Raw genomic sequence first — 24,675 nt, 5'->3', positions numbered from 1 at the left:
ATGGCCACTGCCAATCGCAAAACCGCTGGCCCTATGCGCCCTGATACGCTGCTAACGAGCGTCGTGGTGCTGCTGGTGGTGAATGTCGTGCAACGCAGCATTGGCTTTGGACGTGGCTTGCTGTTCTGCCGATGGCTCGATCCCGACGCCCTCGGCCTCTGGGATATGTCGTACGGATTCTTGTTGCTCGCTGCGCCGGTTGCCGTGCTTGGTCTACCGGGCTCGTTTGGACGTTACCTCGAACGCTATCGGCAACGGGGCCAGTTAAACTCGTTTCTCTTGCGGACCTCACTGTGGACAGCAAGTCTGGCTGGAATAGCGATTGCTGCTTTGCTGATTGGTCGCAAAGGCTTTGCCTACCTTGTGTATGGTGATAGTAACGAGCAATGGCTCATTGTGCTGGTTACCTGCACCTTGGCGGCAGTGATCCTGCATCACTTTCTCGAAGCGGTATTCGCTGGCCTACGTGTGTTCCGCGTGGTATCGGCCATGCAATTCGTCCAGAGCATGCTTTTTGCAGCGATTTCGATTAGCTTGCTGCTCAACTGGCGAAACGACGCGGCGAGTGTTATCGTCGGATACGGTGTGGCCTGCTTAATCTCAGCAGTGCTGGTCCTCATTTGGTCGCAACGCTGTCATTGGCAAACCACTCCGGAAACGATGGCCGAGACGCATCGCGACTTCTGGCCACCACTGCTGCGATTTGCGGTTTGGGTGTGGGTGACCAATCTGCTGTCGAATCTGTTTGCGATCATCGATCGCTACATGCTCGTACATTACAGCGGACTACCGGCCGAAGACGCATTGGGCCTGGTCGGGCATTATCATACAAGCATGCTGCTGCCGATGCTGCTGGTTTCGGTTGCCAACCTGCTGGTGGGTGCCATCACTCCGCATCTGAGTCACCACTGGGAAGAAGGGGACCAGCACGGCGTTTCGACTCGCTTGAACATGATTCTCAAGCTCGCTGGGTTAGGCATGTTTTTGGCCGGCATCGGTGTGCTGCTCATTGCTCCCTGGCTGTTCCACATGGCGTTTGCCGATAAATACAACCAAGGCCTACACGTGCTGCCATGGGCGCTAGCCTCGTGCGTGTGGTTCGGTCTGCTCTTGGTCGCTCAGACTTATGTGTGGTGTGCAGAGAAGACCCGCCGCGCGACAATACCGCTGGCGATTGGTCTGGGCACCAACGTAATGCTCAACTTATTGCTGCTGCCAATCCTGGGACTCCAAGGCGCGGTAATGGCCACCGCGCTGTCGACAATGACCGCCTTTGTCTCACAAATGGTGGTCAATTGCCGACTCGGCATGGAAGGATGTCGTCGCACGCTGGTGGTCGCCATCGTGCCGCTTGGTCTCACGCAAGGCCTGCCGCTGGCCCTCTCGTCGGGATCGTTGATTGGCATGCTGATATTCTCGACCCCTCTGATCTTCTCGCACGAAGAGCGACGACTCGTAGTCGAGCTACTCCACAGCAAACTCGGGCGGTGGCTTCCCAACTCGAAACAATCTTTGAATCGCGAAGGAATGGAACATGCCTGAACCATCGACCACAGATGCCGCCCCGCTACGCACGCTGTTCTGTGTGACCTCGATGCCGGTCGGCGGTGCCGAAACATTGCTGGTGAACCTGATCCGCCGGCTGGATCGCTCCAAGATTGCTCCTGAGATATGCTGCTTGAAACAACCTGGGCCGCTTGGAGACGAGATGGCCGCCGAGGTACCGGTGCACTCGGGGCTGATTCATCATAAGCTCGATGTGTTGGTACTGAACCGAATGACTCGCTTGCTACGCGAGCGGCAAATCGACGCGGTGGTGACCGTCGGCGCTGGCGATAAGATGTTCTGGGGCCGATTGGCTGCCAAACGCGCTGGAGTGCCGGTGGTCTGTAGTGCGCTGCACAGCACCGGCTGGCCCGACGGGGTAGGGCGGCTCAACCGCTTGCTCACCCCGCTGACCGATGCGTTCATCGCAGTGGCCGCCCCCCACGGGCGGCACTTGATCGAAGGCGAAAAGTTCCCCGCCTCGAAAGTGGTGGTGATTCCCAACGGAGTCGACACCGCGCGGTTCGCCCCAGGCGCCGAAACCAATCAACTACGAAGCGAACTGGGCATTCCTGCGACGTCGCCAGTCGGCATCATTGTTGCCGCACTGCGTCCCGAGAAAAATCACGAACTTTATCTCGAAGTCGCTGCGCGCGTCACCAAACAGATTCCTGAGGCCGTGTTCCTGGTGGTTGGCGATGGTCCTCAGCGAGTGCAACTGAAAGAGCGAGCCGAGCAACTCGAACTCGGCGACTCGGTACGCTTTCTCGGCACCCGCAGCGATATTCCCTCGCTGTTGAACCTGGCCGACGTGAACGTTTTGACTTCGCACAACGAAGCGAATCCGGTCTCGATTCTCGAGGCGATGAGCACTGGCACCCCGACCGTGGCCAGCAACGTGGGATCGGTCAGCGAATCGGTGGTCGAAGGAAAAACCGGATACCTAGCCCCCGCGGGCGACGCCGAGGTGCTTTCGGAGCGGGTTCTCACGCTGATGAACACCCCGCTACTTCGCCAAGAATTGGGAGCGGCCGCCCGCCAAATGGTGGAGAGTCGCTGGTCGCTGGAGGTGATGGTCGAGGGGTACGAACAGCTGTTGTGGCGCATTTATACCGAGAAAACCGGCATCCACGCCCCGTCGGCCACCGAAGCCCCTGCCGAGCCGTGCGTGGCGGTATAGGGAGATTTCGGCTCCGTCCCGGCCCGAAAACCGTGCTGTCAACCGCCCCGATGCCACTCGCGTCGTTCCCCGGGCGCAATCATAATAATGCCTCGTCCTACGATCCGAGCCCGCCACTGCTGACTGAACCGGAATGATCACCGAAACCATCCTGACAACGACCGCCCGCCTGTTGAGCGGCGCGAGTGTGCGGTGGGTGGACAGCCAGCCCGACACGTGCCAGCGGGTCTATTTTGCCAACCATACGAGTCACTTGGATGTGATACTCGTCTGGTCAGCATTGCCGCATGATGTGCGTAAGCTCACCCGCCCAGCCGCGGCGAAGGACTACTGGGGCAAGGGGCGGATACGGCCCTACATCGCGAAGGTGTACAATGCGATGCTGATCGACCGCAAGGAGATCAAAGTGCATCAGAGCCCCGTCGACATCATGATCCGGGAGATCGGCCGCACCTACTCGGTGATTATTTTCCCCGAGGGGGGCCGCTCGTCCGGCGAGACGGTTGGCTCGTTCAAAAGCGGTTTGTACTACCTGGCGAAGAAACGTCCCGACCTGGAGCTGATCCCCGTATACATCGACAACATGAATCGCATTCTCCCCCGTGGAGAATTCCTGCCGGTCCCGCTATTGTCGTCAGTAACCTTTGGCCCACCGATGTGGCTCGAAGCCGGCGAAACCAAGGTGGAGTTCCTGGCCCGAGCCCGCGAAGCGGTCATGAATCTGCGGGCGCGAGAGAAAGACAGTTAACCGCAGTCGCTACTTCGCCCTGCGAATAATTCCTATGACACCAATTCAACTTAACTGGGCGCTTGCCGGCACCATTGTCATGCTCCTCACGGCCGTGACCGTGATTGGGCAGCTCCTTGCGCGGCAGCCACAGCTGGGCCTCAACCCCGCAGCGGTCAACGCGTTCAACGCCCGGCTGCGCGCATGGTGGATCATCTGCTGTCTGCTCTCGGTCGCGTTCCTCAGCCCCGGGGTCACCATCCTGCTGTTCGGGCTAATTAGCTTTTGGGCACTCCGCGAATTCATTACCCTCACGCCGACTCGGCAAGGGGATCACCGCGCGCTGTTCTGGGTGTTCTTCCTGTTCACCCCACTGCATTACATCCTGGTGTGGATGAACCTGTACGACAGCTATAGCGTGTTGATCCCGGTTTACGGGTTCTTGTTTATCCCGCTTCGCATCGCGATTGCCGGCGATACCAAACGATTCCTGGAGCGAGTGGCCAAGATTCAATCGGGCCTGTTGGTGTGCGTGTATTGCTTGGGCTTCGCCCCCGCGCTGCTCGACCTGGAGTACGGCGAGTACGCCGATCGTTCGCGGCTGCTGTTCTTCCTGGTGCTCATGTCGCTCGTGAGCGAAGGGCTGCAGTTCATCGGCGACCGTCTCTACGGCCGCAACGTGATCTCGGCCAACATCAATGGCACCAAGACTTGGGAAGGCATGCTCGGCGGAGCGGCCAGTACCGCGTTGGTCGGCATGACCTATCACATGGCGTTCAAACCCTTCAACGAGCTTTGGCACACCGCGCTGGTGAGCATGGTGATCGCGGTGATGGGCTTTGCCGGGTCGATGACCATGTCGGCCATCAAACGCGACCGTGGAGTCCGCGATTTTGGGACCTTAGTAGAAGGCCATGGCGGTGTGCTCGACCGCATCGACGCCATCTGCTTTGCCGCGCCGGTGTTCTACCACGTCGCCAAGCACCTGTTGGTGCCTTAGCGCCAGACAGTGTTCGCCGAGTTCGTATCGGCTCGCATTGCTTTGCTACCTTGCTGACGCACGTTCCGCGAGTAGGCCGATTCGTGATTGGTGCTGGCCAGCGGGGTGATTTCCTTCCGCGGCGGCAACGACACTGGTGCTTCATGCCCCGCTAGTTGTACGTCGGATCCGCGATGCTCGCCGGGCAGCACCGGGCGGCCTTGCTTCACCCATTCGAGCCATTCGTTCTGCAACGCCAGCAGACTCTGATGCCCGTAGTGCTCGCGAACCGCACGCGGCCAGTTTTCGTCGGTCATGCCGTCGGCTACGAACTTCAAGAACTCAGGCTGGCCATGCTTGCCAATCAGGTAGCGAGTAAGCGAGTGCCCTTGAGCGTACAGCGGTAGCACGTCGCGGGGGTATTCCTTCATGGCAAACATCTGCCCAAAGGGAATGCCTTTGCCGGTTTGCAGAAATTGAATCAGCAGGCGTTCCTGCTTGGCGATTTCGCTCGGATGCTCCACCGTGGTGCAAGCCCCTTCATCGGCCCAGCGGGGCAGGGGTTGGCGGAAATGGCAGGCGAAGATCGTGTGCGTGATCTCGTGAGGAAGCACCGAATCGAGCACTCGCTCGCGCGATCCAGTGATGGTCATGTTCCAGTCGAACACCTCGCCGCGGTCGAACACAAAGGTGGTCACACCACCCGCACCAAGGTGAGGAGCCACTTCGGCCTTAATCGGGCACTTGCGCGACCAAGGGGGCATCTCTTTGCCAATCCATTGAACTGCCAAGGTCTTCCGCCAGTGCTCGGCTGCATTGCCGATTTCCTGGGCTAATTCGCCAGTGGGAGCCACGACATCGAAGTTAGTGGTTTGATAGCGAGCCGCCTCGACATCGAGCGTCAACGACCAAACAACAAACAGGGCGAGTACGACAGTCGGCAAAGCGGCCGACTTCGAGCGAGCTTCCATGCTGCTCTCCAGGTTCGCGGTGGGTGGCTTAAAGCGATGCACAGCGGCTGCTAGCATCGGTCGAGTATCCTTTCGACGTGCGACACCTTACCACATCTGGCGGGGAATCACCCAGAGCGATTTTGCCCGTTCTCAGCGAACTTTGGCATAAAAAGCCCTGAATTCATCTTACGCCGGGCGGAGCGTTCCCGCTTCGACGCCAGCAATAATCTCGTTCAGCACCGCCGGTTCCATATCCACCCGCTTGGCAATCGACTTGAGCGCCGAGTGCTCCCGGCCCGATAGCATGCCATCGGCCAAGGCGACGCACACCAGCAGAATCATGTCGTTGCGGGTATCGATCTCCACCGCATCCACCTCCTGCGGGGCAGTGGCAATCATCTGGTCGACCCGTGATTTGGCGATGCCATTCGACTCGCCCCATTGCTCAAGAAACTTGGTTTCCTTCCGCCCAAGCCCATGCAGCGACGCCATGGCCACCAGCTTTTCGAACGTCTGCTCGGCGAAGCCGGCGCTCCAGCCACGCGAGTTGATGTCGATATCGAATCCCTCTTCGTCTGCCGAAGCGGCGTGCTTCTGCTGGTACTCCGATAAGGCGGTCTGTACGTTCTCCTTGGTTGCTTGCGATCGCCTTCTCAGGTAGTAGATGCCTACGCCTACCAGCACCAGCGGCAACGCGACGAGCAGTGGATGATGGGCAATGTACGAGGCTGCGATCACCGTGCCGGCCAGCGTTAAGCCAAGCACCACGCTGATGAGAAACGCTCCCCACTCGACCAGCGGCCCCAGCACTGGCACCCCCCTTAGCAAACCGACGAACGGGCTCACGGTGATGAGCATGCCAACGATGATCGCCACGGTCCCGCCCAGGCGGGTGAACCACAGCAGCTTCGCGAGGTACCCTTTGATGGTAGCTAAGGCCACCTCGCGATCGCCATTCGCCAGGTGATGCAGCATGCCATCGTTCTGGATGATGCCCGAGAGAAAGCTCTGCGAAACCTCGTATTGCTTGCCCCAGGCCATATCGCCACGAACCGCGCCGAAGTAACTGGCGGTCGGCGAGTTAGGTATTCCGTAGTACTCAATCCGCTCGTCCCCCAATTCCGGCGATGAGAGTCGACCTTTGCCTTTATAAAAGCACTGGGTATCGATGCGCAACCGGGCCGACTTGGCAGCGTCGGTCATCGCCAACCTCCCCGCGGCGATCGGCTCGCGATCGTCGACCAGATGAATATCTTCTGCGCTGATAAGCAGGTCGCCCAATTCGTACCTGGGGGGAAACAAATGGTCGCTCTTCAAAGTCTTTTTGATGCCGCTATTCCGCGAATTATTATCGACGCTCGACATCCACTTCTCCCGCCAGGTCACGTCGCCATCGCTATCTTCGTCGCGATCCCAACAGTAGATCTCTGCATTGCGATCGACCCGATAGTAGCCGGTGAAACCTTCGACGTAGTACCCCTGGATCGGCATCTTCGTTTCCAACTGGCCGGTCAGAGCAAAGGTGTCGTGCTGACTCGCCTCGGCGGGGTCGGCGACCACCGTGGCCTGTCGCGCGGCCTTATGAAAATCGAATCGCCCCTCGTTCTCCCAAAGGGCAAGCACCCCCACGCAAACAATTGCCGGCCCCGCCAGAATGGCTCCAAACTTGCTATCCTTCTTCCTCGCCATGAACACCCTCTCCCAAAGTCGATCTATCAACCTGGCAACCTAGGCCAGCAAGCAGTATTCGTCGCTCTGGGGCCAATCTTGCCATAATCGGCGGCAAGTTACGAGGCGGCTTTCCCAAACAGGCGGTCAAACACATCCCGTGCGTGCGACAAGCCCGGCTCGGTGAAGGTCAGCGTCATCGCATTGCGATCCGGCGGTTCGAGCCAGCCTTTGGCGACCACTCGTCCCCAGCAGCAACAACCCCAACACCGCCTCGTCTACTTTGTCGGTATCGTACTGCATCGCTGATTCTCCTCAGAAAGTGATGGGGATCCACAATTAATGTCGGCCCCCACTACCAATAACCAGCTTCCTGATAAGCGGTTGCTGTCTCGGGGTCGTACCAAATGGTGAATCCAGCACCGTCGGCGGCAACTGGGCTTGAATAGGTTTTCAAAGGAGTGTCGCTGCCGGTTTCCGGAGGGTAGCGGAAATCCTCTCGCATCGTGCTCACAAATCTCCCTTGCTCTATGTCGCTTCTTGAAACCACGGAGTATCTTCCCCACTCCTTCCACTCCCGATCGATAAAGGCTTCCAGTTCCGCTTGCTCTATCTGATACTTGGCCTGGAACCCTCCCGCGTGTTTGAACAAGCGTATGTTGCTGGCCTGCCTGGGCATCCAGCCATCGACACGTCGATCGTGAATGTCGGCGGCCGACGAGTATTCAAACTCTCCAAACCGCACTTTGTCGATGGCGACTTGGATCAGCACGCACGAGGGAATGAACGCGACGCAGGCCACAGCGACCGCCAGCGAAAACATCGACTTTCGTTTCCGATTCCACCGCGGAGCAAACATCGTGGCCAGACACACCAATGCCACGAGCACAACGAACGTGAGTCGCATGGGAAACATCAGTGGCCATAGCATGTGTCAAGCTTTTCTTTCAAAACAAATGTACAGTATAACCCGCAGGCGATTCTAGAGAGTTTTTAGTGGTAAATGGCGCCCGTTTTGTTCTAATAGATGTATCGACTTACCCACCACTTTCCTTACTTAAACAGGTTGCTTTCCGATACGCATCCGCCACACTTCGCTTCCGTTTCATCGATCGAGTCCTCTCACTCTTGCCGGATCACTCTGACTGGCTGACGACGGTTTTGCCCCCACTTTCACGGCTGGGGGAACTTTGCGGAGCGTTTCGCCCCACCCATGGCTGATTCTACCCGAAATTCACGGCACTTTTTCACGCGACTGGGGGCACTACAGAAGGAATAAAGCCCCCACGAATCGTTTTCGGGCTATTGGGGGCTTTATCTCGCGAAACTTGGCTGCTTCCAACTACAAACGGGACATTCAGGACCTGATTGGCTACAATTCCTTGGACTTATCCGGCGCACTTCGCTGTGCCGCTTTTCAACCACAGGAGGTAATTAGGATGGCTACGGTTGTTCCCCAAGTCTTATCGGCTCCCCCAATCCGCCATACCGAGTGCTTTATCGGCGGTAAGTGGACCTCGTCGGTGAGCGGAAAGACTTTCGATACCATTAACCCGGCGACCGAGGAAGTGATCTGCCAAGTGGCCGAAGGCGACAAGGCCGACATCGACGCGGCGGTGGATGCCGCCCGCGCGCAGTTCGACGGCGGAGAGTGGTCGAAGCTCGACGCCCGTGATCGCAGCCTGTTGATGAATCGGCTGGCTGATTTGATCGAGAGCGAAATCGACGAACTCGCCGCGCTCGAAACGCTCGACAATGGCAAACCGATTAGCGACGCCCGCAACGCCGACCTGCCGCTGGTGGTCGACTGCCTGCGTTACTACGCCGGCTGGGCCGACAAGATCCACGGGGCGACGATCCCCATCCGCGGCGACTACTTCTGCTACACCAAGCGTGAGCCGGTCGGCGTGGTCGGGCAGATTATCCCTTGGAATTTCCCCGCACTGATGGCCGCTTGGAAGTGGGGCCCCGCCCTCGCGGCCGGTTGCACGATTGTGATGAAGCCAGCCGAGCAAACTCCGCTTACTTGTTTGCGAATGGCCCACCTCGCCCAGCAGGCGGGTATCCCCGACGGGGTGATTAATGTGGTGCCGGGCTACGGTCCCACGGCCGGCGCCGCCTTGGTCGAACATCCCGGCGTCGACAAGATTGCCTTCACCGGCGAGTTGGCCACGGCCAAGATCATTCAGCGCGCGGCGACCGAAACGATGAAGCGGCTCACCTTCGAACTCGGCGGCAAAAGCCCGAACGTGATCTTCGCCGATGCGGATCTCGACGCGGCCATCGCTGGTGCCCACTTCGCGCTTTATTTCAATCAAGGGCAATGTTGCTGCGCTGGTAGCCGATTGTTTGTGGAAGACAGCGTGTACGACGAAGTGGTCGATCGTATTGCCAGCCGCAACCGCGAGCACGTGGTCGGCGACCCGTTCGATCCTGCAACTCGGCAAGGTCCGCAGGTCGATCAGGCGCAGCTCGATAAGGTGCTGCAGTACGTCGACTACGGCAAACAAGATGGAGCCAGCTGCGTGACCGGCGGCAACCGCCTGGGCGACCGCGGTTACTACGTGGAGCCCACCTTATTTGCTGGCGTGACCGACGACATGCGGATTGCCCGCGACGAAATTTTTGGTCCGGTGCTCAGTGTGCTGAAGTTCAGTGACGTCGACGAGCTGGTACGGCGGGCGAACAACACGAACTTCGGGCTGGCCGCGGCGGTTTGGACTCGCGACGTTGCGAAGGCCCACCGGTTCGCCGACCAGGTTCGAGCCGGAACCGTTTGGGTGAATTGTTACGATGTTTTTGATGCCGGTGCTCCGTTTGGCGGCTTTAAGCAAAGCGGAATTGGCCGAGAGTTGGGCGAAGCCGGACTGGCAGCCTACACTGAGGTGAAGACCGTGACCATGTCGCTAGATTAGGACTTCTCCAGACGCCTCTCCCCTCCCAAGAGGGGGGAGGCATCTGATTCATAAAAGGACAATAAATCGACCGTCAGCACTCGATAGAAGAATAGGTAGACACCTGCCAAACCTGCGGTTCTGAAGATCGAACCGCATCGACAAGCGAGTTGAAGTACTGCCATGCCGATGGAACGAAAATTTACGCCCAAGCAAGTCGCCCGAGCGCTTGGCGTTGGTGAATCTTCGGTCAAACGATGGGTGGATTGCGGCAAAGTCGAAGCCGTAAAAACCGCAGGTGGCCACCGCAAACTGGCCCTCTCGGCCGTGGTGCGACTCGCCCGCGAACAGGGTTACCGCATCATCCGCCCTGAAGTGCTCGGCCTGGCTGCGAAGAGTGCCAAGTGCGAGCTGAAGGATGTTCACGAGCCGCTGCTAGAAGCCCTGACCGCTGGCGACGAAGGAGCCAGTCAGGCGATTATCGAACCGCTGTACCACGCAGGGCATTCCATCGTGGAGCTGGCCGATTTCGTGATCGCACCGGTGTTCCACGAGCTTGGCCATCGCTGGGAGCGGGGCGAACTAAGCGTGCATCAAGAACGTCGGGCGTGCGAGATCGCGGTCGCGACACTGCACAACTTGCGTCGCATGTTACCGCTTGCAATAGCCGGTGCCCCTAAGGCATTGATCACGACCCCCTCGGGGGATCACTCGGAACTCCCCGCCCGACTCGTGGAACTCGTGCTGCGAGAGAAAGGCTGGGACGCCAAAATCCTCGGTATCGCACTTCCGCTGGAAGAGATTCGCGATGCGGTAGAGCATCACGCTCCGCAACTATCACTACTCAGCCTGACCCACATCGATCACCCCGAAAGGTTCATCGAGCAAGCAAATGAAAAGCTGCTTGATCCCACTGCGGAGATTACCCGCTGGATCGTCGGCGGTCAGGCCATTCCGGTTGAGTTACAACCCAACTTATCTTGTACGCGGTACAGCACATCGATGACTGATCTGGCATGTACTGCGGCAAAACTGCAAGCCGAGCTGAAGCAGGCTTAGTTATTGCTTGCGAAACCGATCGAGCAATCGACCGGGCGAACCCATCATATTGTATCCGCTATCGAGATGCAGGATTTCGCCGGTGATGCCGCTCGACATCTCCGAGAGTAGGAACGCACCGCTTTTGCCGGTCTCGTCGTGAGTGACGTTCCGCCCTAAGGGAGCGACTCCCTCGTACAGGCCGAGCATTTCGTCGACCCCGGCACCCCGGCCGCTAACGGTCTGGATCGGCCCGGCGCTTAGTGCATTTACACGAACACCATCCGCACCCAAATCGAAAGCCAGGTACTTAACAATCGAATCCAAAGCCGCCTTGCAGACGCCCATGATGTTGTAGCCCGGCACCGCCTTCTCACCGCCGAAGTAGGTGAGAGTCAGGATGGTCGAGCCTTCCTTGAGCAATGGCTGAGCCGCCTTTGAAATCGCGAGCAAACTATAAGCACTGATCTCCATCGCCATCTTGAAGCCTTCGCGGCTGGTGTCGATGGTCGAACCTTTGAGATCCTCTGGAGGAGCATAAGCAATCGAATGAAGCACGAAATCAAGTTGACCGAATTTCTCTTTGCAGGTGTCCATCACTGCTTCGATCTGATCGTCCTTCGTCGCATCCATCGGCTGCAGGAAGGCGACATTCTCAAGCCCATCGGTGAGCTTTTGAATGCGATTCAGGTTCTTCTTGCGCTCATCATCTGGCTTGTCGGGCATGTACGAAAAACCACAAACGCCGCCATTCTGCATAATGCGTTCGGCAATCGCCCAAGCAATGGATTGCTTGTTAAAGACGCCGGTGATCAGGCCGCGTTTTCCTTCGAACATTTCACTTCCTCGGGGCTCAGAGAATGGCAGGGGAAATCGTTCCATTCGGCCGTCTCGGCCGCCAAAACGCTACAACCTACCAGCCTTGCAGCTTTGTCGTAAAGCCCCGGGAGCATTTGATTTGAAGAGATTTCCGAGCATGATAGTATCAGAATTACAGCGCTCAATGGTTGCGCAATTGCGAACATTCGAGTATGCTCGTGTGGTCAAACTGATACACTGCAGGCGAGAACCTTAAAAAAGGCGGATCTGTACCACTGATGATGGCATTTGATTTTTCGATACTGCTCGCGGATTTACTTGGCTGCGCCGACGAAACGGCGTTGCATCAGGTCATCGTCCGGCGGTTTGTAGAACTACCAGGTGTCAAAATCGCGGCGCTCGTGGCTTCGCAACCGCCCGAGTGGGTCGTAACCGCCAGCGCCGGACACCCGGCCGGTCAACTACAGACCGAGCTGGCCGCCGAGGCACTCGACTCGGGCAACGTCTGCACCGCGGGAGAATGGCGGGCGGTTCCGCTCGATCTGTTCAAAGAGCCGAATAGCTCGCCCACGGTGCTCATGATCTCAGGCACCGCCGAGTTCGATTGGACTTCACTCGCTTCCGGCATCTCCGCAGCCTGCAGCTTGATGCGGAGTCGCCGTCGCGAAAGTCGGCACGCGCGACGCTTGCAGGCTCTGCTCGAAATCACCCATCAATGGGCGCAAACCGACAACACCGAGACGCTGCTTAACCGCATGGCCGAAGCGGCGACCGAACTGTTCGATTGCGATCGAGCGACGATCTTCCTGTGGGATCGGCCTCATCGCACCCTGGTGGGCCGGCCCGCGCTGGGCATGGAGAACAACGAGCTTCGCGTGCCCGACACCGCCGGCGTCGTCGGCCGCGTGGTCCAAAGCGGTCAGCCTGAGCGGGTCGATCGCACCGACGATCGCGCGGTGATTCATAGCCAAGTCGATAAGGAGTCGGGCTACACCACCGAAACCATCTTGTGCGTTCCGCTCCTTTCGCCCGACAAAGAGACGCTCGGTGCGTTCGAGGTGCTAAATAAACGCGCGGGAAACTTCACCGCCGACGACCTGACAGGGCTTACGGAGCTTGCCGCTTACGCAGCAGTGTCGCTCGACAACACGCAGCAGTGGGAGCAACTGCTCGTTCGCCATCAATTGCTGGTCGACGAAGCGGCCGACAAGGTTCAGATGATCGGCGAGTGCCCCGCCATCGAGGCGTTACGATCCACTGTGGCCAAAGTGGCGGCGGCCGATCTCGCGGTGCTCGTGCTCGGTGAGAACGGCACCGGCAAGGAGGTAGTCGCCCAGTCGCTGCACTACCGCAGCCCTCGCCGAAGCGAACCACTGATCGCAGTGAACTGCGCCGCGCTCACCGAAACACTGCTGGAGAGCGAGCTGTTCGGACACGAAAAGGGAGCCTTCACCGGAGCGACCGAGTCGCGCGCTGGTAAGTTTGAAGTCGCGTCGGGCGGTACGTTGTTCCTCGACGAAATTGGCGACATGAGCCTTGGGGGACAAGCCAAACTATTGCGGGCGCTGGAACAGAAGGAAGTGGTGCGAGTCGGTGGACACGAGACCATTTCGACCGATGTGCGCGTCGTCGCAGCGACCAATCAGAATCTGGCGGAACTCGTCCGCGAGAAGAAGTTTCGCGAAGACCTGTACTTCCGCCTGAACGTGGTGACGCTCGAATTGCCACCGCTTCGCGAACGTGGCGACGACATCATTCTGCTGGCCGACTTTTTTCTACGTCAGCTCTGTCAGAAACAAGGACGCAAACCACCACGGCTTACCGCGGCGGCAAAGAAGCGTTTGGTCGCGCATCGCTGGCCGGGCAACGTTCGCGAACTTCGCAATCTGATGGAACGGGTTGCCTATCTGGCAGCTGGCGACAAAGTGGAAGCCGAAGACCTGGCGTTCACGCTTTCGCCTGGCGCCGCTAGCGGTCCTGGTGTCGAAACCGGGTTGCCGCTCGCCGAAGCGACGCACGACTTTCAGTCGGATTACATCCGCCGCACCATCGAACAGGTTCGCGGCAACGTAACCGAAGCGGCAAAGCTGCTGGGGGTTCATCGCTCGAATCTGTATCGCAAGATGCGAGCACTCGGCATGGAAGCAGAGGAGGACTAACTGGTAGCCGCATCGATGCCCGCGGCCATGGCGTCCATCAGCAGGTCGATTTCATCATGCGAAATCGCCAGCGGCGGCAACGTGTAAGCCATATCCGGACGCGCCCGCAGCCAAACGCCGCGATTCAAAGCCTCGGCAGCGAGTCGCTGGCCGACTCGTTGCTCCGGACCAAAAGCCTGGCCTGTTTGCTTGTCGGCCACCAGGTCGAGGGCAACAACCATGCCGCGTTGCCGAGCATTGATCACGTGTGGATGCTCGGCTAGCGTGCTGAGCCGGTCGCCGAGATGCTCGATCTTGGCAGGCAACTGCTCGAGCGTTTGCTCTGCTTCGAACAAGTCGAGGCAAGCCATCGCAGCAGCAGCCGACAAAGGATTGCCACTATAAGTATGACCGTGATACAACGCCCGCCCCGACGCAGCATCGCCGAGAAAGGTCCTCCAGATTTTGTTCGAAGTCAACGTGGCCGCCATCGGCAAGTACCCGCCAGTCAGCCCTTTACCGAGGGTAAGAAAGTCGGGCGAGATCTGTTCGCTGTCGCAGGCGAACATCGAACCGGTGCGGCCAAAACCAGTGGCGACTTCGTCGACAATCAGCAGCACGTTGTACTGCGTGGCCAGCTGCCGCAGTCCGCGGACAAAACCGAGCGGCTGCATCGCCATACCCGCCGCGCCTTGCACGAGCGGCTCGATGACGATGGCCGCCAGCTCGTCGGCATTCGCTTGGAGTACGGTTTCGACTTCGTCGAGGAAGTACTGTGCGGCAGCTTCGCCCGTGACGCCAGGGGGCAATCGCCGAACGTCGGGCGAGGCGGTGCGGATTACTTCAAAGAGCAAAGGTTGGAAGATATCATGAAACTTGCCGATGCCACCCACACTCGCAGCCCCTAGGGTATCCCCATGATACGCCTGCCCGAACGCGAGGTATTTGGTTTTCTGCGGCTGGGGGGTGTCGCATTGCCGCCAGTATTGAAACGCAGCCTTCAAGGCCACTTCGTTCGCGCTCGATCCATCGCTGGAGAAGAACACATGCTCGAGCCCACCCGGCGTGACGTCGATCAGCCGCTTCGAGAGTTCGATCGTGACGTCGCAACTCATCCCCAGCGACGTAGCATGGCACACTCGGTGCAGTTGCTTTTCGATCGCCTTGTTCATCACGGGATGGTTGTGCCCATGCACGTTGCACCACATGCTACTGGCTCCATCAAGCAGTCGACGGCCTTTGATATCGTAGAGCCAGACACCTTCGGCACGCTCAATGATGAGCGGCTCGTACTCCTCCATCTGCGTGAAGGCGTGCCAATAATGCGTGCGGTCCCAGGTTTCGAGCTGATCCTGGCTGGGGGTAGGAGACATCATGCGGTTTGCGGAAGGTCGACGATCTGTAACGAGGCAAGTACATTCTCTACCCAGATCTTAGCGCTTCGCCGCCCAAAGTTATAGATGCCAATCGGCAGGAACGGCGGCCACAGCACGTGTACGATCTGAAGCGTCTGCATCACCTGCCACCGCGCGCCCGGCTGCGGGTTGAAAATCACGAGGTTCCAGATCAGAAGTCCAGCAAGGGCAAGCACCGGTAAACCTAAGCCGAGAATCAGGGCCAAGGCGATCGTCCGTTGCCGGCGGGCGAAGTTGGTGAAGTCGAGCTGGTAAGTCACCTCTACCTGATTGCTGCGGGTGGTGGCAAACGTAAACTCGGCCCCCGAAAAGTAAGCCCCGCCATGCTGATGGGGGGAAAACTGGGAATAGCTCCCGACTTTTTCAATAAGGAGCTGACGGTCGCTCCGCTCGACAATGCGGTACGCAACCCCATCAAATTGTTGATTAGCCTGAAGGATTGCCCGGGCTAAACGAGTCGAAGCATCGTGCGTGTTTCCTGGCACCGTGATGGATCCCGAATCCTCACTAGGGTGCGGTTGGTCAGGATGCTCCCAATCAAAATCGGGAGCGACGGTTGGAGATTTGCCAATCCTCAATGCCAGCGAAAGAGCAACCAACCATACGAGACCACCGACCATCATTATGGCAATGAACAGATTACGGGCCATCTCTTCCGTCATCGGTCGTCCCTCTCTTTACCATTCCACGGTTAGTGGGGTACCCACGGTGACTCCCAGCATGATTTTGGCCGAATCGTCAACGATGGCGAGCTCGAGCTTATCGCCGGAGCCAACCAAAGCGATGAGCGTCATTGGGGGTTGATCGCCGTAGGCGGCGAAAATGCCCATGGTTTCGTGCCCGTCGCAGCAGATGCGAGTCTCTTCGCCGCGGGGAACATCGGCCAGCATCTCGGTTGTGATGTTCGTTATCAGGTTTCCGAAACTATCGACCTCGGTCACCTCGCCTTCGATTTTATTTGCCACTCGTTCCGCCTGCGGTAAGGGTATCCGTATGAAGTCGTCGATCTCAGGGCCCACTTCGGCTGGCTCAACACCGGCCGCCAGGTGGGCGGCAACCGGGGCCATGATGTCGCGTCCGTGAAAGGTCGACGAAACGCCGCAGCGCCACAGTTTAGTGTTTTCAACACTGCGCATCGTACTTGGTTTCGCACGGTCCGCCAAGCAAGTGAAGATTCCGTTGTCGGGACCGATATATCGCTGCCCATCGATTTCGGCGTAGAGGATGCGGCGATTGGTGCCGACACCTGGATCGATGACCGCCACGTGGATGGTCTGTGGTGGAAAGTAAGGAGTCGATTCCACCAAGGTAATCGCCGCCTGCAAGACGTTTTGGTGCGGCACCGCATGACTGATGTCGACTATCGTCAGCTCGGGGCAGACCGCGAGCAGGGCCCCCTTCATGGCGCCGACGTATCGGCTTCCTTCGCCGAAATCAGTGGTCAGAGTCACGATTGGGCGATGGTTCATGGGAGGGTGACCCCTGGCCCTTACATTTGGGCGATTAGATCGAGGCAAATCTGCCGTACTCGCCCGGGATCGGCATTGGGGTTTTGCTTCTTCGCCTGACCGATCAACGCACCGACGGCCTGCTGCTTGCCACCTTTTACGTCTTCTACAATTTTCGGATTCTTCTCGAGAAGCGACTGGCAGATGCCAACGAGTTCCGATTCGTCGATTTCCTCGATGCCAAGTTTTTGCATGGCCTGATCGACGTCGATTCCTTCTTCGAGCATCACGTCGAATACTTCTCGTCCGCGGGCGCTGGGCAAATCGCCTGCCTTTAGCTTACCGACGAACTCCCCAAGCGACTTGGCTGAGATGCCAAAGTCGGCAATGTTCGCTTCGCTTTCCTTCAGCACTCGCAGTACATCTTGCGATACCCAGTTGCAGACCGCCTTGCCGTCGCCGGCCACCTCGACCGCAGCCAGGTAGTAGGCAACCACATCGACACCTTGATTGACCAGCACTTCCGAGTCGTAGACCGATAGGGCATGCTCCGCCTGCAAGCGACTCCGGAGAGCGGCCGGCAGTTCGCCCAACGATTCGCGGGCGGTTTGCACTTCGGCTTCGCTGAATTTCACCGGCACCAGATCGGGATCGGGGAAGTAGCGATAGTCGCTCGATTCTTCTTTGCTACGCTGACCACGTGTGACGCCCGCGTTGTCGTCCCACCCGCGAGTTTGCTTCGGCACGTCGCCGATTTTCGCGCCGGTCTCTTGCCAGACATCGTACTGCCGGCGGGCTTCGTAATCGATGGCTCGCTCGACCGCCCGGAAGCTGTTCATGTTCTTGATTTCGACAATCGGCGTGGCGATCTTGCCGTCGGATGCTGCGATGTGCAAGTTCACGTTTGCATCCACACGCAAGCTGCCTTCCTGCATGTTGCAGTCGGACACACCGATGTAGGTCAGCAGCAACTTGAGTTCGTCGAGATACGCGCGGGCTTCCAGTCCGGATCGCATGTCGGGCTCGCTCACGATCTCCAGCAGGGGAGTGCCGGTACGATTCAGGTCGATCATGCTGTCTGCGCGGCCCGCGACTTCGTCGTGCACGCTCTTGCCGGCGTCTTCTTCCAAGTGAGCCCGCAGGATGCGAACTTGTTTGGTTTCGAAGCGATCCTTCGAGTCGGCGATCTCCAGAAATCCATGTTCCGACATCGGCATGTCGTACTGCGAGATCTGATACCCCTTGGGCAAATCGGGATAGTAATACTGTTTGCGATCCCACTTGGTCATCGGTGGAATCGTGCAGTTCAGGGCGACTGCTGTTTTCAGCGCGAGGTTCAGTGCTTCGCGATTCATCACTGGCAACGAACCAGGCATGCCGATGCAGACGGGGCAGGTCTGCGTATTGGGCTCGGCTCCGAACTGCGTACTACACCGGCAGAACAGCTTGCTCTTCGTGGCAAGCTGCACGTGAACTTCCAGGCCGATGATCGTGGTGTAATCGGGCATGTTTATGGAGTCGTAGGCGGTCGAGCGCGGGTTGGCTACAGCGCTGGCCTCTGCAAGTGCCACTCGGTTTCGTTCTGATACATGTATGCGGCCCGCAGCAGTGTTTCTTCCGCCAGTGGTTTGGCCTGCAACTGCAGACCAATGGGGAGTCCACTCTTGGAGAACCCGCAAGGCAGGCTCATCGCAGGCACGCCGGCCAGGTTGGCGCTGACGGTATAAAGGTCGACCAGGTACATGGCCAACGGGTCGTCGACCAGCGAACCCAACTCAAAAGCTGGCGTCGCGGTCGTGGGACCTGCCAGCACGTCGACCTGCTCGAAGACCTTATCAAAGTCCTGGCGAATCAATCGCCGCACTTTGAGGGCCTTCAAGTAATAGGCGTCGTAATACCCGGCGCTCAAGGCGTAGGTGCCGAGCATGATCCGCCGTTTGACTTCGGGGCCGAAGGCCTCGCTGCGGCTCTGGCGATACATTCGCACCAACGGAGTATCGAGATCTTCGGCCGCGCGACGCTCGCCGGCTTCCTCTAACGCAGCACGTTGAGCGGAGAGCTCGGCGGTGATTTTTGCCACATCCGAACGGTAGCCGTAGTGCACACCATCGTAACGCGCGAGGTTACTCGAAGCTTCACAGGGGGCAATCACATAGTAAGTGGCCACCGCATATTTGCTGTGGGGCAGCGACACCTCGACCAACGTGGCGCCGAGCGCTTCGTACACTTTGAGTGCGGTGCGAACCGCTTCGTCGACTTCGCCATCAAGCCCAGCGGCAAAATGCTCTTTGGCATAGCCGATGCGCAGGCCCTTCAGCGGCTGGCTGATGGTCGACAGATCGCCGATCGGTTGATTCAGCGAGGTGGAATCCTGTGGATCGTGGCCGGCGATCGCTCCGTAGAGCAAAGCCAAGTCTTCCGCCGAGCGGGCCATCGGTCCGACTTGATCAAGACTACTCGCAAAGGCAACCAGCCCAAAGCGGCTGACCCGCCCGTAGGTGGGTTTCATGCCGGTGATGCCGCAGAATGCTGCTGGCTGGCGGATCGACCCCCCGGTGTCGGTGCCAATAGTGAGCGGGGCAAAATCAGCGGCCACCGCAGCGGCTGAACCACCACTCGAACCACCTGGCGAGCACTTGAGATCCCAGGGATTGCTTGTTTTGCCGAGGGCTGAGTTCTCGGTCGAGCCCCCCATGGCGAACTCATCCATGTTCAAACGCCCGAGCAGCACCGCGTCGGCGGCCTTTAGTCGAGCGATGACCGTGGAGTCGTAAGGGGCCCGGAACTCTTCGAGCATCCGCGACGCACAAGTAGTCCGTTCGCCTTGCTCGGCCAGAATGTCCTTCACCGCGACTGGCACTCCAGCCAGCGGACCGAGCGGTTCGCCAGCTTTACGCCGCTCGTCGATATGGCGAGCAGCGGTAAGCGCTCGCTCGGCGTCGTAGCGCAAGAAAGCACCAACGCCCGGATTGTGCTCGTCGATCCGATCGAGATAGGCTCGCGCCAAATCAACGGCCGATACCTCGCCTGCCTGTAGCTTCCGGCTTTGCTCGACGGCGGATAGCGAGGTAAGAGACATGATACCGTGTGGCTGCGAGTTCGGATTAGGCGCAGGAACCGTCTAGTCGCCCAGAACAGCCGGTACCAAATAGCCTTCGTTATTATGCTTGGGAGCAGTGGCTAACGCTTGCTCCCGAGAGAGGCTCTGGGCAACCGCATCGTCCTTGGTCACGTTGTGCATTTCCACCGCGTGAGCCATCGGTTCGACATCGGAAGTGTCGACCTCTGCCAATTGGTCCACGTACTCCACGATGCTAGCCATTTCGCTAGTCAGCGACTGCAACTCTTCCGGCGATAGCATCAACCGGCTGAGCAGCGCGACTTTTTCGACATCGGCAGCAGTGAGCGACATGGAAACCGTAGCAAGGTAGATTTAGCTGTCAACCAGAGGTCAGCAACTACTTGGCGGGAACGGTAAACGGAGCTATTTGCACCACCTTGCGGATAGCACCACCACGAATGCACTGGGTGCAGACCCATTTGTGCACGCTCTTGCCATCCTCAGCGGCGACCTTCACCTTTTGCAGGTTCGGCTTGAACTGCCGGCGAGTAATGCCGGTCACCTTGGTACCGACACCGCCCAGGTACTTTTTCTTACCACGGATGGTGACTTGATTGCCCATCTGCGGCCCCTTGCCGCAAACTTCGCATTGCTTAGCCATGACTTGAATCTCTCGATAACGTCTTAGTCGACTGCGATATGCAGGAGTTGGTAAGCTCGTAAGTATACAGGTGGTAACGAGATATGCAATGCGGGGTTGGCCCTCGAGGTCCACTTTTGCCTGAGAGCGGAACAGCACCAGGGCCGCCTTTACCCATCTTCCCAAGCGACGGTTAACCGCCAGATTGGCCAACAAAAACTATTGGGAATCGGATAAATGGAAAACTGTAGTAATTACCGAGTTTCTAGCCATTTTGAGAAATGGAATCGAAGAAGTTGAAAAAAATTGGCGAGCTTTTGTGTAACGCTTGGACGTTTACGCATCAATCGTCTATATAGGGGAAACAAGAAGAGGACAGGCGTTCCTTTCAATCCAGAGAAATATCCTGTGTCAAAAACTCTTTTCGCGCGTCGCCAACGTATCGGTTTTACACTCGTCGAACTCTTGGTTGTCATCGCCATTATTGGCATTTTGGTGGCACTGCTATTGCCCGCGGTTCAATCCGCGCGGGAATCAGCCCGCCGAATGCAATGTGCGAACAACCTAAAGCAGCTAGGGCTCTCACTGCTTAACTACGAATCGGCCAAGGGCGAATACCCGGCCGGCTCGTTGGGTACCATCGGTAACTCGCCCGGTTACTGGTCGGCCCACGCTCTGCTCCTTCCATATATGGAACAGAATCAGATTGCGGATGCATTCGTGATTGATGATGATCCGGGGGAGAGCGATCCCTGGAGTCCACACAACGAAGCCATTTCGGCGAACGAACTCGGCATGCTGATTTGCCCGAGCGACTCGCTCAGCAAAGATGGCCTGGGAACCACCATGGGCTGGACCAACTACCATGCCAACGCTGGCGGTTGGGTAAAGTTGTCGCGTAAGTGGGACGGTGTATTCGGTCCCGACCGTGTCACTGGCTCCTACGGCAGTACCTATCCTCGGTTGCGTCCGTTGGAAGTTCGCCGAATCATCGACGGACTCAGCAATACCTCTGCATTTGCTGAGGTTCTCAACGGTTTAGCCAATACCGGCGAAGCGGTCGATCCGCTGCGTGACTGCTTTGTCATGCCTTCGGCTCCTGTGACCAACGTCGAAGCGGCTCGCACCTCGCTGATGTCGAACGACTGGCAAGGCAAGCAGTATTCCGACTGGCGCTGGCGTGGCTACCCTTGGCAAGAAGGCACCATGTGGCGTAACTGGTTCAACCACATTTTGCCTCCCAACACCCCTTGCATGCGACAAGGTGCTCAGAGCTGGTGGGACTTGGTATCGCCACCGAGTAGCCATCACATGGGTGTGATCAACATGGTGTTGTGCGACGGTTCGGTGCAAACCATCCAGGAAGACATCGATCTCGATGTTTGGCTCGACTACGGCACCCGCGCTGGTAATCCAGAAGAAGTCGATCGCGGTGGCGGTGGTGGTCGTCGCTAGGCTTTAACGCCCAGATCTATCTCTAAACTCAGTTCTTGCGTACCAAGACTCCTGTAAGTCTTGGTACGCAAGTTTTCTTAGATTCAATCACTTTCGCCCACAGAGACGAAACATGACCAAGTTCATTACCGCTTTCTTGACCGTCGCCCTTACGCTCACCACGTTTGTTGGTTGCAGTTCGAAGCCAGAGAAGACCGACGAAGAGAAACAGGCCGAAGCCGTGCAGCAACGTGAAGATGCCATGTCGGAACGATCTGCAGCCGACGGACGCTAAGAGTCACTTGAGTTGAGACGCCGCTAAAACCGCAGCCCTGGGCAGAATAATGTTGCCCAGGCATGCGGCGAGGTGCACTACCTGCCTTTAAGGCTTTCTAGAACAGCCGGCATCAGCGATGCGTTAGCGGCTACCGCTTCGCCGCTGTGAACTGTGGGTGTGCCTTGCCAGTCGTTGAACACGCCGCCTGCTTCCTCGATCACGGGTTGCAGCGCGGCGGCGTCCCATAGATTCATCTCGGGGTCGAACATCACGTCGGCCTGGCCAGTTGCGACCATCAGGTAGCCATACGCGTCGCCCCAAGTGCGAGCCAAGCGGACCTTCTCATCCAACTCTAAGTAAGCGGCCATGCCTTGGCCCGACTTCCGTTTACGGAAGCTGCCGACTTCGCTGGTAAGCATCAAAGCGTCGGAAAGCTCGGTTTTTTGAGCGACTTTTGCTTGCTGCGGTGCCTCTGAACCGCGTTGATGCCAGGCGCCACCGCCACGTCGGGCGTAGGCGATCTCGTCGAGCGCAGGAGCACGTATCACCCCCACTTCGGGGGTTCCTGAGCTGGCATCTGCCGGATCGCCATACAGCACGCCGATTAGCGTGGCGTAGAGCGGAATGCCGTGAATAAAGCTCTTGGTTCCGTCGATCGGATCGAGCACCCAAGTGAACCCCGATGTTCCGGCTGTTTGGCCATGCTCTTCGCCAATGATGGCGTCGTCGGGAAATCGCTCAGAAATTCGCTCCCGCAGCAGGTTTTCGGCGGCTTTATCGGCGATCGTAACCGGCGAGTCATCCCCTTTGCGTTCAACCTCCAGCGTCGGTTGCCGAAAGTGCTGCAGAGTGACGTTTCCCGCCTCGCAGGCGATTTCGAGGGCCCAATCGAGTCGGGCTTGGTTTTCATTTGTGCGGTCCATGGCGTCAGCGTACCACGAACTGCCGAAAAGGGTAGGCCATCCCCTGGGTAAGAGCGTCGCTGCTATAGGTAATTCGAGCGCTCACCTCTGGCCAGGACGAAGGAGACTCCTCACCGCCCGGGTACGGAACTAGCTGGCAGGCTCAAAATGAAAGCCCGGTCAAAGCTCTCGCCGGAGGCTCGCAGTGAGAAACAGCTTCTAAAAAGGCCCATAATTTGCTGAAAACTGGCCACCACCGGTGCTCTAATGAACAGGTATTTTGGCTGTCGGCTATCAGCTATCGGCTGTTGGCTTTTTAGTGATCGGAGGTGACTGAGATGTAGTGCTTGTTTTCATGTCAGACTTTTAGCGACACGCAAGCGATTGGTTGCCTGCGTGGGCGTTCGCTGCTGCGCGTGTCGGTAATGCGCTGGTGGGACTGCGTCGCTGGAAGCTCCTTCAAGATGGCATTCCGCATTCCGCATTCCGAAATCCCACTTTCCCTGGTCCCCGAATCCTGATCCCTGACTCCTCCCCAAAATAGTTTCCCATGGGTGGGAATCTATTTTGGGCAACTATCGCGGAGGTGTTGATGCAACTTATTACCTATCAACGACTTACAATTGATTCCCACTGCGAAAATAGATTCCCACTCGATGCGTTTTGGGGAATGGGAATCTATTCGGGTGCGAAAACCACTGGTTTTGTAGATTGGGCGCCGATTCAATTTTCCCATCGGTGGGTAAGTTGGGAATCTATTTGCGTAGCGGTGGGAATCTATCCCGCCCAGAGAGGTGGCAAGACTCGACCACCTGCGGATAGATGCAGGTCCGAACGACTCGAAAGCAGCAGGGGAGGGCAACCCGGTTTCGATACTGAACGCCTTGTGTTCTGTTCCCTTGCGCGACGCATAGCTCGTCACCTGACGACGCGACGGCTGATCAATCCGTTTAACTCACAAAAAGTGACGCCGACGGTCCTATTGGGGGGATTTTGCAGATCGTTCAATCGTGTCCCAACTCCATATGCTGCTGGTATTTAGCTTGATCCAGAAGGGTGGTTGTTTAGAATAAGGGGGTAGGAATTGCCGTTTGCGGCCAGCTCGACTATTGTGCGGGCTGTCCGGTGACGCAGGAACCGGTCTTCGCCCGTTCATGGAGGAGTAGCGATGAGCGATAGTCGACGTTCGGCACTTTTTGTCGCCTTGTGCGTAGTGGTAGCTGGATCGTGGTTAGGTGGTGCATTTGGTCAAGCAACCAATGCCGAGCGTACTGCACCCAAATTACCTAGCAACGAACTACCACCTGGCTGTCTGCAAGTCGTGTCGCAGCCGGGCGAACCAATAACGGCCGTGGTGTACGATCCGCAGCAACAAGTGCTCGGTGTATATCACGTGGACAGGAACAGTGGAGAAATAGAACTCAAAAGCATTCGCCAAATCCAATGGGATTTGCAGATGCTGCACTTTCAAGGCAAGGCACCCTTGCCACAAGAAATCAAAAACGGTCTGGAAGGCGCCGCTGGTCACTAGTAGCAACCAGCGAAGCCATGGCCGTG

Annotated in this window: 22 protein-coding genes; 10 read left to right on the top strand and 12 right to left on the bottom strand. The window is 58.0% G+C overall.

Annotated elements, in window-relative coordinates; all coding sequences use genetic code 11:
* The 4 genes from Pan181_RS12715 (at position 1) to Pan181_RS12700 (ending at position 4,452) form a co-directional block, all read left to right on the top strand.
* Positions 1-1,542 (top strand): lipopolysaccharide biosynthesis protein, encoded by a 1,542-nt coding sequence (locus Pan181_RS12715; protein ID WP_197529219.1) that lies wholly within the window; start codon positions 1-3, stop codon positions 1,540-1,542.
* The gene (locus Pan181_RS12710) at positions 1,535-2,725 is read left to right on the top strand and encodes a glycosyltransferase (protein WP_145247190.1); all 1,191 of its coding nucleotides are present in this window, start codon (positions 1,535-1,537) and stop codon (positions 2,723-2,725) included. The genes Pan181_RS12715 and Pan181_RS12710 overlap by 8 nt, the downstream gene beginning before the upstream one ends.
* 133 nt (positions 2,726-2,858) lie before the next feature.
* Positions 2,859-3,473 (top strand): lysophospholipid acyltransferase family protein, encoded by a 615-nt coding sequence (locus Pan181_RS12705; protein ID WP_145247189.1) that lies wholly within the window; start codon positions 2,859-2,861, stop codon positions 3,471-3,473.
* A 34-nt stretch (positions 3,474-3,507) separates the two neighbouring features.
* Positions 3,508-4,452, top strand: a complete 945-nt coding sequence (locus tag Pan181_RS12700) for a phosphatidate cytidylyltransferase (protein WP_145247188.1) — start codon at positions 3,508-3,510, stop codon at positions 4,450-4,452.
* On the opposite strand, the gene Pan181_RS12695 is transcribed toward Pan181_RS12700, so the two are convergent.
* From Pan181_RS12695 to Pan181_RS12685, 3 genes are all read right to left on the bottom strand, one after another.
* Complete coding sequence (locus tag Pan181_RS12695; RefSeq protein WP_145247187.1) at positions 4,449-5,459, bottom strand: hypothetical protein; 1,011 nt, start codon at positions 5,457-5,459, stop codon at positions 4,449-4,451. The two genes, Pan181_RS12700 and Pan181_RS12695, sit on opposite strands and share 4 nt — an antisense overlap.
* 111 nt (positions 5,460-5,570) lie before the next feature.
* Entirely contained in the window at positions 5,571-7,073 is a 1,503-nt protein-coding gene (locus Pan181_RS12690) for a TMEM43 family protein (RefSeq protein WP_145247186.1), read from the bottom strand.
* A 334-nt stretch (positions 7,074-7,407) separates the two neighbouring features.
* Positions 7,408-7,959 (bottom strand): hypothetical protein, encoded by a 552-nt coding sequence (locus tag Pan181_RS12685; RefSeq protein WP_145247185.1) that lies wholly within the window; start codon positions 7,957-7,959, stop codon positions 7,408-7,410.
* Positions 7,960-8,491: 532 nt separating this feature from the next.
* On the opposite strand from Pan181_RS12685, the gene Pan181_RS12680 reads away from it, so the two are divergent.
* Positions 8,492-9,967 (top strand): aldehyde dehydrogenase family protein, encoded by a 1,476-nt coding sequence (locus tag Pan181_RS12680; protein ID WP_145247184.1) that lies wholly within the window; start codon positions 8,492-8,494, stop codon positions 9,965-9,967.
* 168 nt (positions 9,968-10,135) lie between these two features.
* Positions 10,136-11,005: a MerR family transcriptional regulator gene (locus Pan181_RS12675; protein WP_197529218.1), complete on the top strand. Its 870-nt coding sequence runs from the start codon at positions 10,136-10,138 to the stop codon at positions 11,003-11,005.
* Here the strand turns inward: Pan181_RS12675 and Pan181_RS12670 are convergent, their stop codons facing one another.
* Positions 11,006-11,821, bottom strand: coding sequence for an enoyl-ACP reductase FabI (locus tag Pan181_RS12670; protein WP_145247182.1), 816 nt, complete (start codon positions 11,819-11,821; stop codon positions 11,006-11,008).
* A 260-nt stretch (positions 11,822-12,081) separates the two neighbouring features.
* Here Pan181_RS12670 and Pan181_RS12665 point away from each other — a divergent pair, with 260 nt between their 5' ends.
* Positions 12,082-13,962 carry a sigma-54-dependent Fis family transcriptional regulator gene (locus tag Pan181_RS12665; RefSeq protein WP_145247181.1) on the top strand — a complete coding sequence of 627 codons (1,881 nt, stop codon included), beginning with the start codon at positions 12,082-12,084 and terminating at the stop codon, positions 13,960-13,962.
* Here Pan181_RS12665 and bioA read toward each other — a convergent pair.
* The 7 genes from bioA to rpmB are packed head-to-tail and all read right to left on the bottom strand — an operon-like array spanning position 13,959 to position 20,526.
* The gene (bioA, locus tag Pan181_RS12660; RefSeq protein WP_145247180.1) at positions 13,959-15,317 is read right to left on the bottom strand and encodes an adenosylmethionine--8-amino-7-oxononanoate transaminase; all 1,359 of its coding nucleotides are present in this window, start codon (positions 15,315-15,317) and stop codon (positions 13,959-13,961) included. The two genes, Pan181_RS12665 and bioA, sit on opposite strands and share 4 nt — an antisense overlap.
* A complete protein-coding gene (locus Pan181_RS12655) occupies positions 15,314-16,018 on the bottom strand; it encodes a hypothetical protein (protein ID WP_145247179.1) in 705 nt (234 codons plus the stop codon). Before Pan181_RS12655 ends, bioA begins: the two co-directional genes overlap by 4 nt.
* 15 nt (positions 16,019-16,033) lie before the next feature.
* Positions 16,034-16,825 carry an SAM hydrolase/SAM-dependent halogenase family protein gene (locus tag Pan181_RS12650; protein WP_145247178.1) on the bottom strand — a complete coding sequence of 264 codons (792 nt, stop codon included), beginning with the start codon at positions 16,823-16,825 and terminating at the stop codon, positions 16,034-16,036.
* Between the two features lie 20 nt (positions 16,826-16,845).
* Positions 16,846-18,312 carry an Asp-tRNA(Asn)/Glu-tRNA(Gln) amidotransferase subunit GatB gene (gatB, locus tag Pan181_RS12645; RefSeq protein ID WP_145247177.1) on the bottom strand — a complete coding sequence of 489 codons (1,467 nt, stop codon included), beginning with the start codon at positions 18,310-18,312 and terminating at the stop codon, positions 16,846-16,848.
* Between the two features lie 35 nt (positions 18,313-18,347).
* Positions 18,348-19,883, bottom strand: coding sequence for an Asp-tRNA(Asn)/Glu-tRNA(Gln) amidotransferase subunit GatA (gatA, locus tag Pan181_RS12640; RefSeq protein ID WP_145247176.1), 1,536 nt, complete (start codon positions 19,881-19,883; stop codon positions 18,348-18,350).
* 42 nt (positions 19,884-19,925) lie between these two features.
* On the bottom strand, positions 19,926-20,216 hold the full coding sequence (gene gatC, locus Pan181_RS12635; protein ID WP_145247175.1) for an Asp-tRNA(Asn)/Glu-tRNA(Gln) amidotransferase subunit GatC: 291 nt from the start codon (positions 20,214-20,216) through the stop codon (positions 19,926-19,928).
* 46 nt (positions 20,217-20,262) lie between these two features.
* Positions 20,263-20,526, bottom strand: a complete 264-nt coding sequence (gene rpmB, locus Pan181_RS12630) for a 50S ribosomal protein L28 (protein WP_145247174.1) — start codon at positions 20,524-20,526, stop codon at positions 20,263-20,265.
* A 387-nt stretch (positions 20,527-20,913) separates the two neighbouring features.
* Here rpmB and Pan181_RS12625 point away from each other — a divergent pair, with 387 nt between their 5' ends.
* Both Pan181_RS12625 and Pan181_RS26115 read left to right on the top strand, forming a co-directional pair.
* The gene (locus Pan181_RS12625) at positions 20,914-21,960 is read left to right on the top strand and encodes a DUF1559 domain-containing protein (RefSeq protein WP_197529217.1); all 1,047 of its coding nucleotides are present in this window, start codon (positions 20,914-20,916) and stop codon (positions 21,958-21,960) included.
* Positions 21,961-22,072: 112 nt separating this feature from the next.
* Positions 22,073-22,234, top strand: a complete 162-nt coding sequence (locus Pan181_RS26115) for a hypothetical protein (RefSeq protein WP_197529216.1) — start codon at positions 22,073-22,075, stop codon at positions 22,232-22,234.
* Between the two features lie 77 nt (positions 22,235-22,311).
* On the opposite strand, the gene hisN is transcribed toward Pan181_RS26115, so the two are convergent.
* Positions 22,312-23,139, bottom strand: coding sequence for a histidinol-phosphatase (hisN, locus tag Pan181_RS12620; RefSeq protein WP_145247172.1), 828 nt, complete (start codon positions 23,137-23,139; stop codon positions 22,312-22,314).
* 1,147 nt (positions 23,140-24,286) lie between these two features.
* Between hisN and Pan181_RS12615 the strand changes: the two genes are divergently transcribed.
* Complete coding sequence (locus Pan181_RS12615; RefSeq protein ID WP_145247171.1) at positions 24,287-24,649, top strand: hypothetical protein; 363 nt, start codon at positions 24,287-24,289, stop codon at positions 24,647-24,649.
* Positions 24,650-24,675 lie beyond the last annotated feature (26 nt).

The sequence above is a fragment of the Aeoliella mucimassa genome (genome assembly GCF_007748035.1).
Taxonomy (GTDB): domain Bacteria; phylum Planctomycetota; class Planctomycetia; order Pirellulales; family Lacipirellulaceae; genus Aeoliella; species Aeoliella mucimassa.
The sequence above is the reverse complement of the archived record's forward strand: the minus strand, read 5'-3'. Positions and strand labels throughout refer to the sequence as shown.

What these genes read in the sequence shown, in the direction of transcription:
- Pan181_RS12710 (WP_145247190.1), top strand. Translation starts at nt 1,535, where the DNA reads ATGCCTGAACCATCGACCACAGATGCCGCCCCGCTACGCACGCTGTTC.
- Pan181_RS12655 (WP_145247179.1), bottom strand. Translation starts at nt 16,018, where the DNA reads ATGACGGAAGAGATGGCCCGTAATCTGTTCATTGCCATAATGATGGTC.
- hisN (WP_145247172.1), bottom strand. Translation starts at nt 23,139, where the DNA reads ATGGACCGCACAAATGAAAACCAAGCCCGACTCGATTGGGCCCTCGAA.
- rpmB (WP_145247174.1), bottom strand. Translation starts at nt 20,526, where the DNA reads ATGGCTAAGCAATGCGAAGTTTGCGGCAAGGGGCCGCAGATGGGCAAT.
- Pan181_RS12700 (WP_145247188.1), top strand. Translation starts at nt 3,508, where the DNA reads ATGACACCAATTCAACTTAACTGGGCGCTTGCCGGCACCATTGTCATG.
- Pan181_RS12690 (WP_145247186.1), bottom strand. Translation starts at nt 7,073, where the DNA reads ATGGCGAGGAAGAAGGATAGCAAGTTTGGAGCCATTCTGGCGGGGCCG.
- Pan181_RS12675 (WP_197529218.1), top strand. Translation starts at nt 10,136, where the DNA reads ATGGAACGAAAATTTACGCCCAAGCAAGTCGCCCGAGCGCTTGGCGTT.
- gatA (WP_145247176.1), bottom strand. Translation starts at nt 19,883, where the DNA reads ATGTCTCTTACCTCGCTATCCGCCGTCGAGCAAAGCCGGAAGCTACAG.
- Pan181_RS12695 (WP_145247187.1), bottom strand. Translation starts at nt 5,459, where the DNA reads ATGCTAGCAGCCGCTGTGCATCGCTTTAAGCCACCCACCGCGAACCTG.
- Pan181_RS12705 (WP_145247189.1), top strand. Translation starts at nt 2,859, where the DNA reads ATGATCACCGAAACCATCCTGACAACGACCGCCCGCCTGTTGAGCGGC.
- Pan181_RS26115 (WP_197529216.1), top strand. Translation starts at nt 22,073, where the DNA reads ATGACCAAGTTCATTACCGCTTTCTTGACCGTCGCCCTTACGCTCACC.
- Pan181_RS12685 (WP_145247185.1), bottom strand. Translation starts at nt 7,959, where the DNA reads ATGCGACTCACGTTCGTTGTGCTCGTGGCATTGGTGTGTCTGGCCACG.
- Pan181_RS12665 (WP_145247181.1), top strand. Translation starts at nt 12,082, where the DNA reads ATGATGGCATTTGATTTTTCGATACTGCTCGCGGATTTACTTGGCTGC.
- Pan181_RS12615 (WP_145247171.1), top strand. Translation starts at nt 24,287, where the DNA reads ATGAGCGATAGTCGACGTTCGGCACTTTTTGTCGCCTTGTGCGTAGTG.
- gatB (WP_145247177.1), bottom strand. Translation starts at nt 18,312, where the DNA reads ATGCCCGATTACACCACGATCATCGGCCTGGAAGTTCACGTGCAGCTT.
- gatC (WP_145247175.1), bottom strand. Translation starts at nt 20,216, where the DNA reads ATGTCGCTCACTGCTGCCGATGTCGAAAAAGTCGCGCTGCTCAGCCGG.
- bioA (WP_145247180.1), bottom strand. Translation starts at nt 15,317, where the DNA reads ATGATGTCTCCTACCCCCAGCCAGGATCAGCTCGAAACCTGGGACCGC.
- Pan181_RS12650 (WP_145247178.1), bottom strand. Translation starts at nt 16,825, where the DNA reads ATGAACCATCGCCCAATCGTGACTCTGACCACTGATTTCGGCGAAGGA.
- Pan181_RS12680 (WP_145247184.1), top strand. Translation starts at nt 8,492, where the DNA reads ATGGCTACGGTTGTTCCCCAAGTCTTATCGGCTCCCCCAATCCGCCAT.
- Pan181_RS12670 (WP_145247182.1), bottom strand. Translation starts at nt 11,821, where the DNA reads ATGTTCGAAGGAAAACGCGGCCTGATCACCGGCGTCTTTAACAAGCAA.
- Pan181_RS12715 (WP_197529219.1), top strand. Translation starts at nt 1, where the DNA reads ATGGCCACTGCCAATCGCAAAACCGCTGGCCCTATGCGCCCTGATACG.